We start from the raw sequence: 15,766 nt of genomic DNA on the forward strand, positions 1-15,766 counted from the left end.
CGTGCGGATCCTGTCGGTGGATCTCGGGACGTCCAACACCGTCGCCGTGCTTTCGGCGCACGGGCGGCCGCCCAGGGTCGTCGAGGTCGACGGGTCGGCCAACATGCCGTCAGCGGTGTTCGCCACCGAGGACGGCACGCTGATGATCGGCCGCGACGCCGAGCGCCGCGCCCGCCTGGACCCGACACGGTTTGAGCCCAACCCCAAGCGCCGCATCGACGAGCAGACACTGCTGCTCGGCACCGACATCGTGCCGGTCAACGAGGCACTCGCGGCCATCCTGCGCCGCGTGCTCGACGAGACCAGGCGCCAGCTCGGCGGCGAGTCACCCGACGAGGTCAGGCTCACCCACCCCGCGCAGTGGGGTCCGGTCCGCCGCAACGTCCTGCTGTCCGCGGCCCGGCTGGCTGGCATGGGCAACAACATCACGCTGGTGCCGGAGCCGGTCGCGGCCGCCGCGCACTTCGCGTCCTTCCCCGGCAAGGCGCTGGCGCCAGGCCAGGCGCTCGCGGTGTACGACCTCGGCGCGGGCACCTTCGACGTCGCCGTCGTCGGCGCGACGCAGAACGGGTTCACCGTCCTCGCCGAAGACGGCCTGCCCGACCTCGGCGGCCTCGACGTCGACCAGGCGCTGATGGTGCACGTCGGCCGCGAGGTCTCGCACAAGGATCCCCAGCGCTGGCAGCACTTGCTGCGCCCGGAGTCGACCCAGGACCGGCGCACCCGGCGTGCGCTGCAGGAGGACGTGAAGGCGGCCAAGGAGGCGCTCTCGCGGCACCCGCAGACCGAGGTCCCGATGCCGGAGCCGTTCAGCGACGTGCTGGTCACGCGCGCCGAGCTGGAGGCGCTGGTCCGGCCGTCGATGCTGCGCAGTGTCGAGCTGCTCTCGCGCACTGTCCGGTCCGCCGGGCTTTCCCCCGATCGTCTGGCAGGCATCTATCTCGTCGGTGGTTCGAGCAGGCTTCCGCTGGTGGGCAGCCTGATCGCGGAGAAGCTGGGCGTCGTGCCCGGCAGCCTCGACCAGCCGGAGACCGCCGTCGCGCTGGGCGCGCACCATGTCGCGCAGGACGGCATCGGCGTGCGCACGCAGAACGTCGAAGGCCAGGTCGCGGCCGGTTCCTACACGGCGCCGCCGCAGCAGGTCGCGAACGTCCCCGGCTACCAGACCGGCGCCTACCCGCAGTCCGCGTTCCCGGCCACCGGGCCTCAGCAGCAGCAGGCGCCGTCGAACTTCCCGGCCTACTCACCCGCTCCGAAGGAGCCGGAGGCCAAGAGCAAGAAGAAGTGGCTGATCCCGCTCGCGATCGCGCTGGTGGTGCTGCTCGGCGGTGGCGCCACGTACTACTTCACCACTTCGACCACCACTTATTCGGCCGACGAGTGCAAGACGCCGGGTCAGGCCGACGACAAGGGCTTCACCGGCTGCCTGCGCCAGCTCGCGGGCAAGGTCGCCGACACGGGTGACTGCAAGGCGGGGATGGGCAACGGGCCGACCGCGTCGGCGGAGAAGTTCGGCGCCTCGTCCACCTGCGCCGCGCCGGGGCGCGCCGGCACGCAGGTCACGTACCTGCAGAGCGACTCGGCTGGCACGCTCAAGACCTACACCGATGAGCTGCTGAAGTCCGCGGGCGGGGACATCGTCACCGCGGACTGGAAGGGCAACGGGCTGGAAGGCAACTACTCGTCCGCGGCGGGTGCGAACGTCGCGGTGCTGGTCTTCACGGTGAAGGACCGGCCGCTGACCGGCTTCCTGTACCAGGTGAATTCGTCGGGCCAGACGCCCGCGACCGCCGGGACACTGGCCACCTACTTCGAAGAGAGCGTCCAGCCGGGGTCCTGACCGCCGGTGCGTGTTGGTTACGCTGTCCGGGATGCGTATCACGGTTTTCCGGCGGATGATGGCCGACGAGTTCGGCTCAGCCAGGGCGGAAACCCTGTGCAGGGACCATGTTTTCAGCGCGCTGGGCGGGCGTACGGTCGAGCAGGCACTGGCCGTCGGCACGGCGCCCAAGGAGATCTGGCAGGCGGTCTGTGACGCCTTCGACGTGCCTGTCAAGCGGCGATGAGCGAAAAATCCTAGCAGTAGGGCGTGTCACTTTCGCCCTCGAACACGTGTTCGTCTAGCATGTTGTGCACATCGGGACCAACGATCCACAGATCTCTGCCGAGGCCTGGAATTGTCGGACCCCGCCCGTAGCGTCGGACCCGACACGCCACAACTGACAACCAACGAGGTGGACCCCATGGCACCAGCAGCACCCGACAAGGGCAAGGCGCTCGAGCTCGCGCTCGCGCAGATCGACAAGCAGTACGGCAAGGGCTCGGTGATGCGCCTCGGTGAAGAGGGCCGCGCGCCGATCGCGGTCATCCCGACCGGCTCCGTCGCGCTGGACGTCGCGCTCGGCATCGGCGGGCTCCCGCGCGGCCGGGTGATCGAGATCTACGGCCCGGAATCCTCCGGTAAGACCACCGTCGCGCTGCACGCGGTGGCCAACGCGCAGCGTGCGGGCGGCATCGCGGCCTTCATCGACGCGGAGCACGCGCTCGACCCGGAGTACGCGAAGAATCTGGGCGTCGACACCGACGCGCTGCTCGTCTCCCAGCCGGACACCGGTGAGCAGGCGCTGGAGATCGCCGACATGCTGATCCGCTCCGGCGCGCTCGACATCCTGGTCATCGACTCCGTCGCCGCGCTCGTGCCCCGTGCCGAGATCGAGGGCGAGATGGGTGACAGCCACGTCGGCCTCCAGGCCCGCCTGATGAGCCAGGCGCTGCGGAAGATGACCGGCGCGATGAGCAACTCCGGCACCACCGCGATCTTCATCAACCAGCTGCGCGAGAAGATCGGCGTCATGTTCGGCTCCCCGGAGACGACGACCGGTGGTAAGGCGCTGAAGTTCTACGCCTCCGTCCGGCTCGACGTCCGCCGGATCGAGACGCTGAAGGACGGCGGCGAGCCCGTCGGCAACCGCACCCGCGTCAAGGTCGTGAAGAACAAGGTGGCCCCGCCCTTCAAGCAGGCCGAGTTCGACATCCTCTACGGCAAGGGCATCTCCCGCGAGGGCTCGCTCATCGACATGGGCGTGGATCAGGGCATCGTCCGCAAGTCGGGCGCCTGGTACACCTACGAGGGCGACCAGCTGGGCCAGGGCAAGGAGAACGCCCGCAAGTTCCTGCTGGAGAACCCGGACATCGCCAACGAGATCGAGAAGCGCATCAAGGAGAAGCTCGGCATCGGCGCCAAGCTCGACGCGGAAGCCGAGGTCGCCCCGGCACCTGTCGACTTCTAATGCCAAAGCCGTCGGAGATTGGGTGAGCCGCGCTCGCGGAGTGCGCTCGCCAGGATCTCCTCCTCAGCGTCTTCTGGGGGTCGAACCCCCAGACCCCCGCCAGGGGGCAAGCCCCCCTGGACCCCCGGCGGTGGTCGGACTTGGCTTGGGCGCTTAGTTAGTGCGCGAGGAGTTTTATGCCAAAGCTGGATCCTTCGGAGCTGTCGCCCGAGGAGCGGTGGAAGAAGGCGAAGGAGGTCTGTTTCGACCTCCTCGCCGCTCGACCACGGACCAAGGACGAGCTTCGGAAAGCCTTGAAGCGCAAGGGTTTCGACGACGAGACCAGTGAGGCCTTGCTGGGCAAGCTCGACAAGGCCGGTCTGGTCAACGACGCGGAGTTCGCGGAGTTGTGGGTGCGTGCGCGGCATGTCCAGCAAGGACTGTCCCGCACCGCCATCGTCGCCGAGCTCAAGCGCAAGGGCGTCGACAGTGAGATCGCCGTCCAGGCGGCGAGCGAGGTCGATCGGGACTCCGAGGAGCAGCGCGCGCGGGAACTCGTGCGCAAGAAGATCCGCTCACTCGGCAACGTCGACGAGCAGACGGCCATCCGGCGGCTGCTCGGCGTTCTCGGCCGCAAGGGTTACCCGCAAGGGCTTTCGTACACCGTGGTGAAAGAGGAACTCCGGGCGGTCGGCGCCGAGTCGACCATGCTCGACGACGCCGTCAGCGAGTGACCTCTTCACGCCGCGAACGCCGGCGCAGGCGCAGGTGGATGGCCACGGCCGCCACCGCGCCGAGCACCGCCATGGTGATGTCCTTGTGCGGATCCCACAGGTCGCCCTGCTGCCCGTTGTAAGCCTCGGCGACCTCGGGCGCGAAAAGCGACGCGATGCCCCACTCGAACAGCTCGTACAGCGCGCTCGTCGAAAGCACCACCTCGACGGCGATCACGGCGCACCAGCGGGCCGCCCGGCCGCCTTTGTCCAGCAGGTACCGGTAGAGCACCGACGCCGCGCACACCCCGTAGGCGAAGTGCACCAGCCGGTCGAAGTGGTTGCGCCGCCAGCCGAACACGTCCGACAGGCGGAAGCCGAACAGATCGGCCGTCCATCGGTCGTACGGCACGTACGAGTAGAGCCAATGCGCGGCGATCTCGTGCAGCGACAAGAAGACCAGCACGAAGATCCACGAGGACAGCGGCAGCCGGAACCGCCGGTGCGCCCAGAACAACGCGACCAAGCCGACCACGGTCAGCGAATCGTGCAGCGCCTTCTCGGCGGGCCAAGGCTCGCCGAGCCAAGTCGCGCACCACAGCACGACGAAACACGACACCGCGGCCAAGTGCGCCTTCGGCAACCCCGCCCGGCCGGCGACGGGATCGCGGCGGTGATCAACGCTCGCGCCCGCAGACTAGCGGCTGACAGGTCCGTGTGAACGCCACTTTCGCAACGTTGAGCGTTGTGGAAGTGGCGTTCACCCCTGGCGGGTCGTTGGCGGCGGTGTGATGGAAGTGATGACAAAAACGGTCAAGCCGACTCTTGGTGCTTGACCTGTCGCGGGTCGTGACGCCACGATCAAGTGATCCGATGACTTAACCGCTATCCGCCGTAGCATTCCCACAATGTACGAATCGGTGTCTTCGCGCTGCTTTCGTGCAGGTCATACATCGGATGTTACGGGCTCCGTTGTGGAGGATCTATGAGATCGCGTCCCCGTCGTACGACCACCGTCCTGGTCATGTCAGCCGCTTTGCTCAGCGCCATGGTGACCAGTGCGCCCGCTTACGCCGCCGCACCCGAGCCGGTCTCGGTCCCGCTTGACCAGTACTTCGACAACGATGGCATCGACACGGCCGCCGCGCGTGGCGGGGACTTCGACGGCTCGGGGTACAGCTTCCCCGGTGACGCGCTGCCCAGCGGGCGGGCGAGTGTGGACGGGATGCCGTTCGCCATCCCGTCGTCCGCGGCCGGTGCCAAGAACAACATCGTCGCGCTCGGCCAGCAGGTGGCCGTCCCGCGCGGGCGGTACCACTCGGCGCACTTCCTGGTTGCCGGAAGTTATGGCATGGCCGGTGGCGCCGTGACCGTGCACTACGCCGACGGCGGCACGAGCACGGCTTCGCTGAGCGGCGCCGACTGGTATGGCGCGTCCGGTCAGATCGTCGCGCCGTTCCGGTACGCGCCGGACGGCAAGACAGACCAGAACCCGGTTTCGCTCAGCGTCGCCCAGCTCTGGCTGGACGCGAATCGCGAGGCCGTCTCGATCACCTTGCCCGTCACCAAACCCGCGCAAGCCGGGCAGACGAGCCTGCACGTCTTCGCCATGACCATGCAGGGATCGAGTCATGGCAAGGCGCTCACCCTGCGCGGATCCCGGTCCACGCCCAAGCTTCTCGACAACGCGCAGGCCGTCGAAGCGGTCGTGACCAACCTCGGGGACGAGTGGATCACCGAGCGGGACGAGCTGATCGTACGGGCCGAAGTGTTCGGCGCCCGTACCGTCCAGCCGGCTCCGGTGCGCAGGCTGGCTCCGGGCGAACAGGTCCGGGTGCGCATCGGGATCACGCGCACCGGCGCCCCGGTCGACACGATCGTCACCGGGAAGATCGTCGCGGAAGGCAAACGCCTGCGCGCCGAACAGGCGGTCCGGTTCACCCTCGGTGTCGCGGACTACCAGGCGACCGACGCTTCGCTCGGCGCGCACGAGTCGCCGTACTGGTTCGACGACGCGAAGTTCGGCATCTTCATCCACTGGGGCCTGTACTCGGTTCCCGCCTGGTCGCCGCCGGGCGAGCAGTACGCCGAGTGGTACTGGCGCTGGATGGAGGACCAGAACAACGCCGTCCACGCCTATCACGAGAAGACCTACGGCAAGGACTTCAAGTACGACGACTTCATCTCCGGCTTCACCGCGGCGAAGTTCGACCCGAAGAGCTGGGTCGAGCTGTTCCAGGCCGCCGGCGCGAAGTACTACGTGCTGACTTCCAAGCACCACGAGGGTTTCGCGCTCTACGACTCGAAGGTGTCCGGCCGCGACTCCGTCGACCTCGGCCCGAAACGGGACCTGGTCAAGGAGTTGTTCGACGCCTCGCGCAAGTACACACCCGGCCTGCGCAACGGCGTCTACTTCTCGATGCCCGAGTGGTACAACCCGGACAGTCCGTGGATGGGACACGGTCCGCGCAACCCGTACACCGGCGCGGCCGAGCCGTACACCGGCTATCAGTCCGGCCGTGACTTCGTGAAGGACTACCAGGGCCCGCAGATGAGCGAGCTGGTCCACCAGTACGACCCCGACGTGATCTGGTGCGACATCGGCGGCGCCAACGACAGCCGCCGCGTGCTGGCCGACTACTTCAACAACGCGAAGAACCGCCAGCGCCCCAAGGACGTCACGGTCGACGACCGCTGCGGCATCCCCACCCACGACTTCACCACGCCGGAGTACGCGACGTACCCGGACACCGTGGTCAAGAAGTGGGAGGCCAGCCGCGGCCTCGACCCGCGCTCCTATGGGTACAACCAGGCCACCCCGGACAGCATGTACATGACCGCGGACGAGGTCGTGCGCACACTGGTCGACACGAACAGCAAGAACGGCAACTTCCTGCTGGACATCGGACCGCGCGCGGACGGCAGCATCCCGGAGATCATGCAGACCCGGCTGCGCGAGACCGGTGACTGGCTCAAGGTCAACGGCGAGTCCGTGTACGGCACCACCTACTGGTCGCGGATGGCGGCCTCGGGTCCGTTGCGCTTCTCCGTCAAGCAGAACGAGGCGTTCTACGTGACCTCGCTCGAACGGCCGGGCGCCCAGCTGACGGTCGACGCGCCGGTACCCGTCAAGGACGGCGACCGGGTGACCATGCTCGGCTATCCGGGCGAGCTCAAGTGGACCAAGAAGGACGGCAAACTGGTGGTCGACGTGCCGGAAGCGGCGCGCGCGGCAGGCCGGCACGCGTGGGTGTTCAAAATCGAATATCGCTGATCAGTCAACCTGATCCCTCCGGCAGGCGTGTAAAGGTAAACGCGCCTGCTGGAGGGATTCCATGTCCGTACGGAGAAAGACCTGGTGGCCGGTCGGGGTCGTGGTGGCCGCCGTCGCCGGGATGGCCGGCGTCTACGCCATCCGCACACCGCCGCCCTCCCCGCTGTTCGAACCGCCCGCGATGTCCATGTCGGCGCCGGATTCGGTGCCGTTCGACCTCCTCACCCACTGCGGGGTCGACGAAGCCAAGATCGGCGGCGTGTACTTCGAAGCCGAGGTCCCGCTCATCGGCACCGCGCAGAGCGCGCCGCCCGGCTGGGGGAATCCCAGGCAGGCGGGCCGGATGACGTTGTTGACGCCGAGCCGCGCCGTTTTCCGCGACGACCTCGGGCATGAGGTCTTCTTCCGTGCCAGGCCGGGCGCGACCGAGCCCAAACTCATCTGCGACTGAGGCCGACCGGCCGTTGCCGAGACGGCCGCGACTGTGCGACGACTTATCCCCATGAGCCGCGCCGTGCACCGGACCATCCTCGTCGTCGACGTCGCCGGGTTCGGTGACCTCCGGCGCACCAACCTGCACCAGGTCGCCGTGCACGGTGGGCTCTACCGCGTGCTGACGCGCGCGTTCGCGGCCGCGGGGATCCCTTGGAACGTCTGCGAAGACGAGGACCGCGGCGATGGCGCGCTCGTGTTGATCCCGCCGGGCGTGCCGAAAAGCCTGCTGGTGGAGGCGTTGCCTGGCGCGTTGCTGGACTCGCTGCGTGAGCACAACCGGGCCCATCGCGCCGAGGAGCAGATCCGGCTGCGCATGGCGTTGCACGCAGGGGAGATCCACTACGACGAGCACGGCGTTGTCGGCAGGCCGGTCAACCTGACGTTCCGGCTCCTTGAACTCCCGGTGCTGAAACGGGCTTTGGCAGATTCCGGCGGACTGCTGGCGGTGGTCACCTCCGCGTGGTTCTACGACGAGGTCGTCTGGCACAGCCGCGAACGCGACGACTATCACCAGGTCCGCGCGAAGGCCAAGGAAACCGACACCACGGCCTGGATCAGCGTGCCGGGGATGGTGCTCTCGCCGGAGCTGCTCGCGCCGATCGCCGAGGAGTCCGCGCCGCATCAGCTGCCGGCCGGCATCCGGCAGTTCGTCGGCCGCGAAAGCGAACTCGGCAGGCTGGACACCATATCCGGGGCGGCGGGCGCGGTGATCATCACCGCGATCGACGGCACCGCGGGCATCGGCAAGACGACGCTGGCGATGCACTGGGCCCATCAGGTCAAAGACCGGTTCCCGGACGGGCAGCTGCACGTCAACCTGCGCGGGTTCGACCCGAACGAGCCGATGGACCCCGGCCAGGCACTGCACGGTTTCCTGCAGGCGCTCGAGGTCGCGCCCGGCAGCATCCCCGCCGATCTTGAGCCGAGGGCGGCGCTCTATCGCAGCCTGCTCGCCGAGCGCCGGATGCTGATCGTGCTCGACAACGCCCGCTCCGCGGACCAGGTCCGGCCGCTGCTGCCCGGCACGCCGACCTGTCTCGTGGTGGTGACCAGCCGGAACCAGTTGCGCGGCCTCATGGTCAGGGAAGGCGCGTACCGGATCGCGCTCGACGTACTGCCCGCCGAAGACGCGCGCGCGTTGCTCGCCGAGCGGATCGACGGCGACCGCCTCGCCGCGGAACCGCGCGCCGTCGCCGAGCTGATGGAGTTGTGCGCGCGGCTCCCGCTGGCGTTGAGCATCGTCGCCGCGCGCGCGGCGAGCCAGGCCAACCTGCCGCTCGCCGCGCTCGTGCACGAGCTGAACGACGAACGTCACCGGCTCGACGCGCTGGACCTCGGCGAGACCGATCTCAGTGTCCGCGCGGTCTTCTCCTGGTCCTACAACGTGCTTTCCCCGGCGGCGGCACGGCTGTTCCGGCTGCTCGGCGTGCATCCGGGCCCCGACATCGACCTGCTCGCCGCCGAGGCGCTGGCCTCGGACGCAAGGCAGTTGCTGAAGGAACTCGTCACCGCGCATCTGCTGGCGGAGCACGTGCCGGGACGCTTCCGCTTCCACGATCTTCTGCGTGCCTATGCCGCTGAACTCGCGGCGACGGAACCGGATCGCCGCGCCGCCGCGGAACGCATGCTCGACCATTACCTGAACGCCGCCGACCACGCCGATCGGCAGATCCAGCCGGTGCGGCCCGGTTACGAGGAGGCGATGAGCTGGTTCGCCGCCGAGCACGACACCTTGCTCGCCATGGTCACTTTCGCCGCGGACCAAGGATTCGCCGAGTACGCGTGGCGCCTCGCCTCGGCCTGCCAGATCTTCCTGCGCCGCGTCGGCAGACGGCATGAGCGCGTCGCCGTGCACCGGACGGCGTTGGCGGCGAGCCGGAAAGCCGGTGACCAGCACGGCCAGGCCACCGCACTCCGGCAGCTCGCGCAAGGCCTGTCACGGCTCAGCCGGTTCGACGAGGCGAAGGAGCTACTCGACGAGGCGTTGGAACTTTCCCTTGCGCTTAAGGACGAATCGCATCTGCTCCACGTGCATCTGGCCTACTGCAGGGTGTTCGAGGCACAGGGGCAGCACCAGCTCGCGCTCGATCACGCCAGGGCGGGATGGGACCTCGCCAGGCACAAGACCGGTGGGGGCAACAAGGCCGCCGCGCTGACGGCGATGGGTAGGCAGGAGTCCATGCTCGGGCAGTTCACGGAAGCGGCCGAGCACAGCGCCAAGGCGCTCAGTTTGTACGCCGCGATGCCGGACAAGGAAGGGGAGGCGAATGTGCTCAAGAACATCGGCGAACTCGAACTGCGGCTCGGCAAGCTCAGCGAAGCGCTCGTGAGCTTCGAACGGTCGCTGGCGCTGGACCGTGAGCTCGGAGATCGCTACTGGGAGGCGCACGCGCTCGACTGTATTGGCGCCGTCCACGCGGCGGGCGGCGACGAAACGCGGGCGAAAGCGTTGTGGCGGCAGGCTTTCGCCATCTTCACCGAGCTTCGGCATCCGGACGCGGCGGACGTCCGAGCCAAGCTCAGCTCGCCAGCGAACGGGGGGTGAGGCCGCACAGCAGCCGGTCGACCGTGTGCTCCCAGCTGAGCACGCCGATCAAGCGGCGCCTGATCTCGTGCGCGTCGTGGAACGCCTTCTCCCGGTCGCTCAGTATCCGTTTCATGGCGGCCTTCCAGCGTGCGACATCCTCGCCGGTGTCGTTCGTCTCGACGATCATGGTGGCGGCCAGCGAACCCAGATGCTGGCGCAAGGTTTCCGCGACGCCGCTCTTGCTGCTCACCAGCAGCGGGGTGCCGAGGCTGATCGCGTCGAGCGCGGCCATCCCGAAGCCTTCGACCCGCGACGGGATGATGCTCAGCGACGCGCGCTTGAGGTCCTGGCCGAGCTCGTCGGGATCGTCGGTGAACGCGCGGACGTCGATGCGGTCGCGGGCCGCGCCCGACATGGCGACGAGCTTGCCGTGCAGCGACGCGCATTCCGAGCCCGGCGCGCCCCGCACGTAGAGGACCGGTTTCGGTTGCCCTGTCGGCAAAGTGAGTCCGGCGGTCGCCTTGGCGGCGATGTCGAGGCCTTTCAGCTCGATGTCACCGGTGCGGCCGAGCACCAGCACGGTCGGTTCGGCCAGCGCCTGCCGCATCCGGCCGTCGAGCCCGGCGGGCACGGTGAGACCGGGGTCGAGCTGGAGCACCGGCACACCGCCGAACCCGTCGCACACCACGGCTTCGGCGTTGCGCCGCAGCCTCGGCCCGACCGCGGCGACGACATCGGCGTCGGCCGCGATGTCCCTGGTCATGCGCTCGCGTTCGGCGATCCGGCGCGGTGCGTTCTCGCCGCTCTTGTACGGCTCGATCTCGGACGGCGCGGTGTGCACGATGTGCACCAGCCTGGTCCTGCGGTATCGCCTGGCGTAGGTCCACGCGACCGCGCCACTCACCCGGTCGTGCCCGACCACGACATCCGGCAGCGTCCGGAGCGCCTGCTCGGCGCGGACGTAGAGGTTGGGCCCGGCCGGTGTGCGCTCGGCGACCACGAGTTCGACGCCGCGCTCGGCCGCGTCCGCACGGTCGCGCGCCGTCGCGTGCTCCACCAGGCATGCCGTGCGGCAGCCCGAGTTCGCCAGCGCGGTCGCCAGCAGCCGGTTGAACGTGGAGATGCCGCCGCGGGTCGGCGACCACTCGTCGTTGATCAGCAGAAAGGACAGGCGTTGGTCACCTGGTGAGTCCGGATCAGTTTGTCCGCCCATCGTCGCCACCCCTCCGGAAAACCGCCGCCACTGCTCAGATGCCGTACCTTTTGTAGTATTTGTCGAGAATGCCCAACGCCTGCTCGTGCATTCTGCGTTCGGCCCGCCCGCGGGCGATCTCGGCGACTTCCTCTGGTGTGTAGCCGAGCTTGCGCATCAGGTTGAGCGCGATGCTGATCACGTCGATCACCTCGTTCGCCGCCGCCTTGTCGTTCTTGTTGCGCAGGTGCGTCTCCAATTCTTCGAACTGGACGTCCGTCGCGACCTTGAAATGCCTGATCGGTTTGGCCTTCACCTCGCTGTCGGCTTCGTTCCACGCCGTCCAGAGCGGCTGGAAAGGTCCCAGCGTTTCGGTCTTGGTGATCATCGGTCTCCGTCTTTTCCGGTGTCGTAGCGGTCAGACCGCGGCGATCCTGTTGAGTGTGCCGAGGTCGTGCAGCACGATCTTCCGCCTGCCCGTCGACAGCAGACCTTTCTCCCGCAGCTTGCGCAGCTCGATGGCGACCGCGTCCCGTGAAGCCCCGATCCGGCTGGCGATGTCCTGCTGGGACAGGAGCAGCTCGATCGTCCAGCCTTCGTCGGTCTGCTCGCCGACCTCGGCGGCGATGTCGAGCAGCCAGCGAGCCAGCCGGTACTTCACATCGAGCCTGCCCAGCAGCGTGCGCTGATCCGACTGGCGGCCGCGTGCCACGACCGCCTTGTACATGGTCGGCCAGAGGTCCTCTTCGCGGACGAACCGCCGCAACTCGTCCGCGTCGACGTCGACCGCGGACAGCTCGGTGATGGTCGTGACGGTGGCCGACCGCGGCTCGTCCATCAGCACGCCCTCGTCGCCCAGCAGCTCGCCGCTACCGCGGATGGCCAGGATCATCTCGGTGCCGTCGGGCGCCACCTTGGTGATCTTCACGCTGCCGTCCTCGATCAGCAGGACCGAGTGGGACGGCTGGCCCTCGAAGAACAGGGTCTGGTCGGCGGGGAAGCGCACGCGCGTGCCCAGCGCTTTGAGCTTGGTGTGCTGATCGTCGGTCAGCACGTCCAAGATGCACAGGATGTTCGCGTACATAGTTGAGAGTGTAATACTCTACACAGCGATGTGACTATGCCACATCGAACTGTAGTGCAGTGCCAACCGGGTGAACTTGTCTTCCATGCGGGGGCGTGGAAATCGGTACGGTTGACGCATGCTGACTGGGAAGCTGACGCGGCTGCGTGCGATCGAACCGACCGACGCCGAGCCGCTCGCGCGCTGGCTCGACGACTCGTCCGTCTCGCAGTGGATGGTCAACGACTACCCGATGTCGCTCGCGCAGGTGGTCAAGCGCTGTGAGGAACGGCCGCGCAACACCTACGGCAACCTGGTGCTGTGCATCGAATCACTGAAGGAGAAGCGCCCGCTCGGCGTGCTCGCGCTGACCGGCGCGGAGCCGGAGAGCGGCTGGGCCGAGCTGTCCATCTACGTCGGCGAACCTGACTTCCGTGGCGGCGGCTACGGCACCGACGCGCTCCGCGTGGCGTGCCGGTACGCGTTCGACCAGATGCGGCTGCACGGTGTCTGGCTCGTGGTCGTCGCTGAGAACGCCGGCGCTCGCCGCGTGTACGAGAAGGCGGGTTTCGTCGAAGAGGGACGGCAGCGCCAGCGCTTCTATCGGGACGGCAAGTGGCACGACATGGTCATGATGAGCCTGCTCGGCGACGAACTGATCGACTGACGTTGTGGGGGTCGTGAGTGGTAATGCCGGTTAGAACCGGCCGTATCACTCACGACCCCAGGCGAGGGTCAGCAGAGCACGGACTTGGTCCCCAATGCGGCTTTCGGGGTGTGCGAGGCGAGGCCGGTGAGCGTGATCGGGAGCCGGACGCAGTTGTTGGCGTCGCTCAGCTCGTGGACCTTGTCGGCCGGGTCGATGCGGGTGACCAGCGCGTACGTGCCGTCGGTCAAACCGCTGACCTCGATCATCTGGTCCGGCAGGCCCCAGTAGTACTCGTCGGCCCAGCCACGCGAGATGCCGTTCTTGAACGCGTCGACGCCGGGCGGGGAATTCGGCTCGGGGTCGAGGCAGCGGGGCGCGGGGTAGCTCTGGACGCCGTTGCCCTTCTTCGCCCACCAGATCAGCTCGGTGTCGGCCATGCAGAAGCCGTTCTTCTTGCCGACGGCCACCGGCGCCGTGCCGGTGGGCACACCGTCGGCGCCGGCCGCCCACAGCTCCGAGACCGACCAGTCCTCGAAATGGTAGTGGTGATGGATCGCGTGGTAGTGCATGTTCCCGACCGAAGAAAGGTCCGTCGACGTGCCATCCGAGCGGTAGACCCGTTGCGCGCCAGGGACTTCCGCCGGCCGCTGCCCCGCGGGAGTCTGGTAGCGGATGTCGACGGGGCCGCCGCCGATGTTGGCCATGGCCTGGCCGAAGCGCAGGCAGCGCTTCGCGCCTTGGTCGTCGATCTCGCTCTTGAAGCATGACTCTCCGGGTGCGGCGGAGTCGTCGAAGAACGGCGGCGGGGTCTCGAAAGTGGCGTAACGCTGAGGCAGCGCGAGCAGGTCCGGCAGCAACTGCTTGACCTGTGGGTAGCGCGGGGTGTTCTCGTTTTCGAGAAGTCCTTCGTAGCGCACGGTTTCCGATGCGAGATCCGGCACGAACGGGTTGTAGAACGCGTAAGCCGTGTAGCGTCCGTCCGTCTTTGGCAGCCATACGGAACGCGAGGTGCCGATCTGCGCTTCGGAGATCGCGACGCGGCGGCTGCCTTGATAAACGACCAAGCCGAGGCTGTCGTCGTTGGTCGCGCCGACGGTGCGGATCGCCAGTTCCACTCCTCCCGGCTTATTACGCAGCGACCGCGGCAGGCGGACTTCGAGTTCCACCCGGCCGCAGCCGACTTTCGCGCATTCCGGCACAGCGTGGACCGGGGTGGTTCGGCCGACTTGCCCCGTCCAGTGCACCGGGCGATCCGAAGTGACGACGACCCGTGCCCCGGCTTCCGCGGGCGTCGCGAGTGGTGCCAGCAAAGCGAGCGCGGCCAAGGCCGCATATGCGTTTCTCATGAGTTTTTCCCCCGTTGTATTACTTGCCCACCTTTGATTGGAGTGATAGCGGCCGTTCTTGGCAATCCCGCGAACGGGTAGATCGTGCTCCGTTCGGGTGCGGCGGCTCGCCTTCACGGCCGCGTACCTGGATAGTCGACGGATGATTTCTCCGTGGGGGCGCAAGCCGGTGGCCACCGGCTTGGTCGGGATCACGGTCCTCGCGCTGGGTGTGCTCGCCGCGCTGAACGTCGACGCGCTGCCGCTCGTCGGCGCGGGCACCACCTACAGCGCGGAATTCAGTGAGTCGGCGGGGTTGCGCACCGACAACGACGTGCGCGTCGCCGGGATCAAGGTCGGCAAGGTGGCCGACGTGAAACTCGACGGCGGCAAGGTGAAGGTGACCTTCCGCGTCAAGAACGTCTGGCTCGGCGACAAGACCATCGCCTACATCAAGATCAAAACCGTGCTGGGACAACAGTTCCTGGCCCTGGACCCGCAAGGCGACGGCACGCTGGACCCCGCCGACCCGATCCCGCTGGAGCGTACCGTCGCGCCGTACGCGATGCTCGACGCGTTCCGCGACCTCACCACGACGGTCAACGACATCGACACCGCCCAGCTTGCCAAGAGTTTCGACACCATCGCCGCGACCTTCGCGAATACCCCCGACAACGTGCGCGGCGCACTCAACGGCCTTTCGAAGCTTTCGGACACGCTCGCGTCGCGCGACAAACAGCTAGGCCAGCTGCTGGCGAACACCAGGCAGGTAAGCCAAACACTCGTCGATCGCGACGCTCAGCTTGTCAAGCTGATGGAGGACGGCAACAAGCTGCTCGACGAGGTGAGCAAACGCAAGCAGGCGATTTCGCACCTGCTCGACGCCACGAAAGCGCTCGCGGTCCAGCTGAACGGTCTGGTCGACGACAACGACAAACAGCTCGAACCGGTGCTCAAGCAGCTGGATCAGCTGACCTCGATGCTCAGCCGCAACCAGGAATCACTGGCCGACGGGATCGCCAGGTTCGCGCCGATGGTCCGCTTGCTCACCGGTGTCGCCGGCAACGGCCGCTGGGTCGACGCCTACCTGTGCGGCCTGATCCTGCCGAGTATCGGCCCGCTCAACGAAGCGGGATGCTTCGAGAAGTGACTCATCGGGGTGGGGGGTGGTGGGGGCGGGGGGGGTTCGCGACAACAACCAACAGAAGGAATATGGGCGGCGGGGGGTTTTGGGGGGGGCGGGGAGAGACGGAGGGGCC

Annotated in this window: 14 protein-coding genes; 9 read left to right on the plus strand and 5 right to left on the minus strand. The window is 67.7% G+C overall.

The annotated features are described in order from the left end of the window. Window position 1 precedes the first annotated feature (1 nt). The 4 genes from ACFV15_RS26430 (at window position 2) to ACFV15_RS26445 (ending at window position 4,003) form a co-directional block, all read left to right on the plus strand. Entirely contained in the window at window positions 2-1,840 is a 1,839-nt protein-coding gene (locus tag ACFV15_RS26430; RefSeq protein WP_378353288.1) for an Hsp70 family protein, read from the plus strand. Between the two features lie 31 nt (window positions 1,841-1,871). Next, window positions 1,872-2,066, plus strand: a complete 195-nt coding sequence (locus ACFV15_RS26435; RefSeq protein ID WP_378353289.1) for a DUF3046 domain-containing protein — start codon at window positions 1,872-1,874, stop codon at window positions 2,064-2,066. Window positions 2,067-2,243: 177 nt separating this feature from the next. Then, a complete protein-coding gene (recA, locus tag ACFV15_RS26440; protein ID WP_378353290.1) occupies window positions 2,244-3,290 on the plus strand; it encodes a recombinase RecA in 1,047 nt (348 codons plus the stop codon). A 185-nt stretch (window positions 3,291-3,475) separates the two neighbouring features. Continuing rightward, a complete protein-coding gene (locus ACFV15_RS26445) occupies window positions 3,476-4,003 on the plus strand; it encodes a regulatory protein RecX (protein ID WP_378353302.1) in 528 nt (175 codons plus the stop codon). On the opposite strand, the gene ACFV15_RS26450 is transcribed toward ACFV15_RS26445, so the two are convergent. Continuing rightward, the gene (locus ACFV15_RS26450; protein WP_378353303.1) at window positions 3,993-4,601 is read right to left on the minus strand and encodes a DUF2238 domain-containing protein; all 609 of its coding nucleotides are present in this window, start codon (window positions 4,599-4,601) and stop codon (window positions 3,993-3,995) included. The two genes, ACFV15_RS26445 and ACFV15_RS26450, sit on opposite strands and share 11 nt — an antisense overlap. A 405-nt stretch (window positions 4,602-5,006) precedes the next feature. Between ACFV15_RS26450 and ACFV15_RS26455 the strand changes: the two genes are divergently transcribed. The 3 genes from ACFV15_RS26455 to ACFV15_RS26465 all read left to right on the plus strand — a co-directional run bounded on the left by ACFV15_RS26455 (window position 5,007) and on the right by ACFV15_RS26465 (window position 10,296). Beyond that, the gene (locus ACFV15_RS26455) at window positions 5,007-7,256 is read left to right on the plus strand and encodes an alpha-L-fucosidase (RefSeq protein WP_378353291.1); all 2,250 of its coding nucleotides are present in this window, start codon (window positions 5,007-5,009) and stop codon (window positions 7,254-7,256) included. A gap of 61 nt (window positions 7,257-7,317) precedes the next feature. Further along, window positions 7,318-7,707 carry a hypothetical protein gene (locus tag ACFV15_RS26460; protein ID WP_378353292.1) on the plus strand — a complete coding sequence of 130 codons (390 nt, stop codon included), beginning with the start codon at window positions 7,318-7,320 and terminating at the stop codon, window positions 7,705-7,707. A 51-nt stretch (window positions 7,708-7,758) separates the two neighbouring features. Beyond that, window positions 7,759-10,296 (plus strand): ATP-binding protein, encoded by a 2,538-nt coding sequence (locus ACFV15_RS26465; RefSeq protein ID WP_378353293.1) that lies wholly within the window; start codon window positions 7,759-7,761, stop codon window positions 10,294-10,296. Here ACFV15_RS26465 and ACFV15_RS26470 read toward each other — a convergent pair. From ACFV15_RS26470 to ACFV15_RS26480, 3 genes are read right to left on the minus strand one after another with little or no spacing between them, the layout of a single operon-like run. Further along, window positions 10,271-11,491 (minus strand): glycosyltransferase family 4 protein, encoded by a 1,221-nt coding sequence (locus ACFV15_RS26470; protein WP_378353294.1) that lies wholly within the window; start codon window positions 11,489-11,491, stop codon window positions 10,271-10,273. The genes ACFV15_RS26465 and ACFV15_RS26470 overlap by 26 nt on opposite strands. A gap of 34 nt (window positions 11,492-11,525) precedes the next feature. Then, on the minus strand, window positions 11,526-11,858 hold the full coding sequence (locus ACFV15_RS26475) for a hypothetical protein (protein WP_378353295.1): 333 nt from the start codon (window positions 11,856-11,858) through the stop codon (window positions 11,526-11,528). 30 nt (window positions 11,859-11,888) lie between these two features. Further along, on the minus strand, window positions 11,889-12,554 hold the full coding sequence (locus ACFV15_RS26480) for a Crp/Fnr family transcriptional regulator (protein WP_378353296.1): 666 nt from the start codon (window positions 12,552-12,554) through the stop codon (window positions 11,889-11,891). A gap of 118 nt (window positions 12,555-12,672) precedes the next feature. On the opposite strand from ACFV15_RS26480, the gene ACFV15_RS26485 reads away from it, so the two are divergent. After that, window positions 12,673-13,200 (plus strand): GNAT family N-acetyltransferase, encoded by a 528-nt coding sequence (locus ACFV15_RS26485; RefSeq protein WP_378353297.1) that lies wholly within the window; start codon window positions 12,673-12,675, stop codon window positions 13,198-13,200. A gap of 68 nt (window positions 13,201-13,268) precedes the next feature. Here the strand turns inward: ACFV15_RS26485 and ACFV15_RS26490 are convergent, their stop codons facing one another. Next, the gene (locus tag ACFV15_RS26490; RefSeq protein WP_378353298.1) at window positions 13,269-14,528 is read right to left on the minus strand and encodes a lysyl oxidase family protein; all 1,260 of its coding nucleotides are present in this window, start codon (window positions 14,526-14,528) and stop codon (window positions 13,269-13,271) included. A 142-nt stretch (window positions 14,529-14,670) separates the two neighbouring features. Between ACFV15_RS26490 and ACFV15_RS26495 the strand changes: the two genes are divergently transcribed. Beyond that, window positions 14,671-15,657: an MCE family protein gene (locus ACFV15_RS26495; protein ID WP_378353299.1), complete on the plus strand. Its 987-nt coding sequence runs from the start codon at window positions 14,671-14,673 to the stop codon at window positions 15,655-15,657. Window positions 15,658-15,766 lie beyond the last annotated feature (109 nt).

Origin of the sequence: Amycolatopsis sp. NPDC059657 (genome assembly GCF_042734395.1) — a bacterium.
Lineage (GTDB): Bacteria > Actinomycetota > Actinomycetes > Mycobacteriales > Pseudonocardiaceae > Amycolatopsis.

Coding starts and splice junctions, on each gene's coding strand:
- ACFV15_RS26435 (WP_378353289.1), top strand. CDS start 1,872: ATGCGTATCACGGTTTTCCGGCGGATGATGGCCGACGAGTTCGGCTCA.
- recA (WP_378353290.1), top strand. CDS start 2,244: ATGGCACCAGCAGCACCCGACAAGGGCAAGGCGCTCGAGCTCGCGCTC.
- ACFV15_RS26455 (WP_378353291.1), top strand. CDS start 5,007: ATGTCAGCCGCTTTGCTCAGCGCCATGGTGACCAGTGCGCCCGCTTAC.
- ACFV15_RS26460 (WP_378353292.1), top strand. CDS start 7,318: ATGTCCGTACGGAGAAAGACCTGGTGGCCGGTCGGGGTCGTGGTGGCC.
- ACFV15_RS26465 (WP_378353293.1), top strand. CDS start 7,759: ATGAGCCGCGCCGTGCACCGGACCATCCTCGTCGTCGACGTCGCCGGG.
- ACFV15_RS26470 (WP_378353294.1), bottom strand. CDS start 11,491: ATGGGCGGACAAACTGATCCGGACTCACCAGGTGACCAACGCCTGTCC.
- ACFV15_RS26475 (WP_378353295.1), bottom strand. CDS start 11,858: ATGATCACCAAGACCGAAACGCTGGGACCTTTCCAGCCGCTCTGGACG.
- ACFV15_RS26480 (WP_378353296.1), bottom strand. CDS start 12,554: ATGTACGCGAACATCCTGTGCATCTTGGACGTGCTGACCGACGATCAG.
- ACFV15_RS26485 (WP_378353297.1), top strand. CDS start 12,673: ATGCTGACTGGGAAGCTGACGCGGCTGCGTGCGATCGAACCGACCGAC.
- ACFV15_RS26490 (WP_378353298.1), bottom strand. CDS start 14,528: ATGAGAAACGCATATGCGGCCTTGGCCGCGCTCGCTTTGCTGGCACCA.
- ACFV15_RS26495 (WP_378353299.1), top strand. CDS start 14,671: ATGATTTCTCCGTGGGGGCGCAAGCCGGTGGCCACCGGCTTGGTCGGG.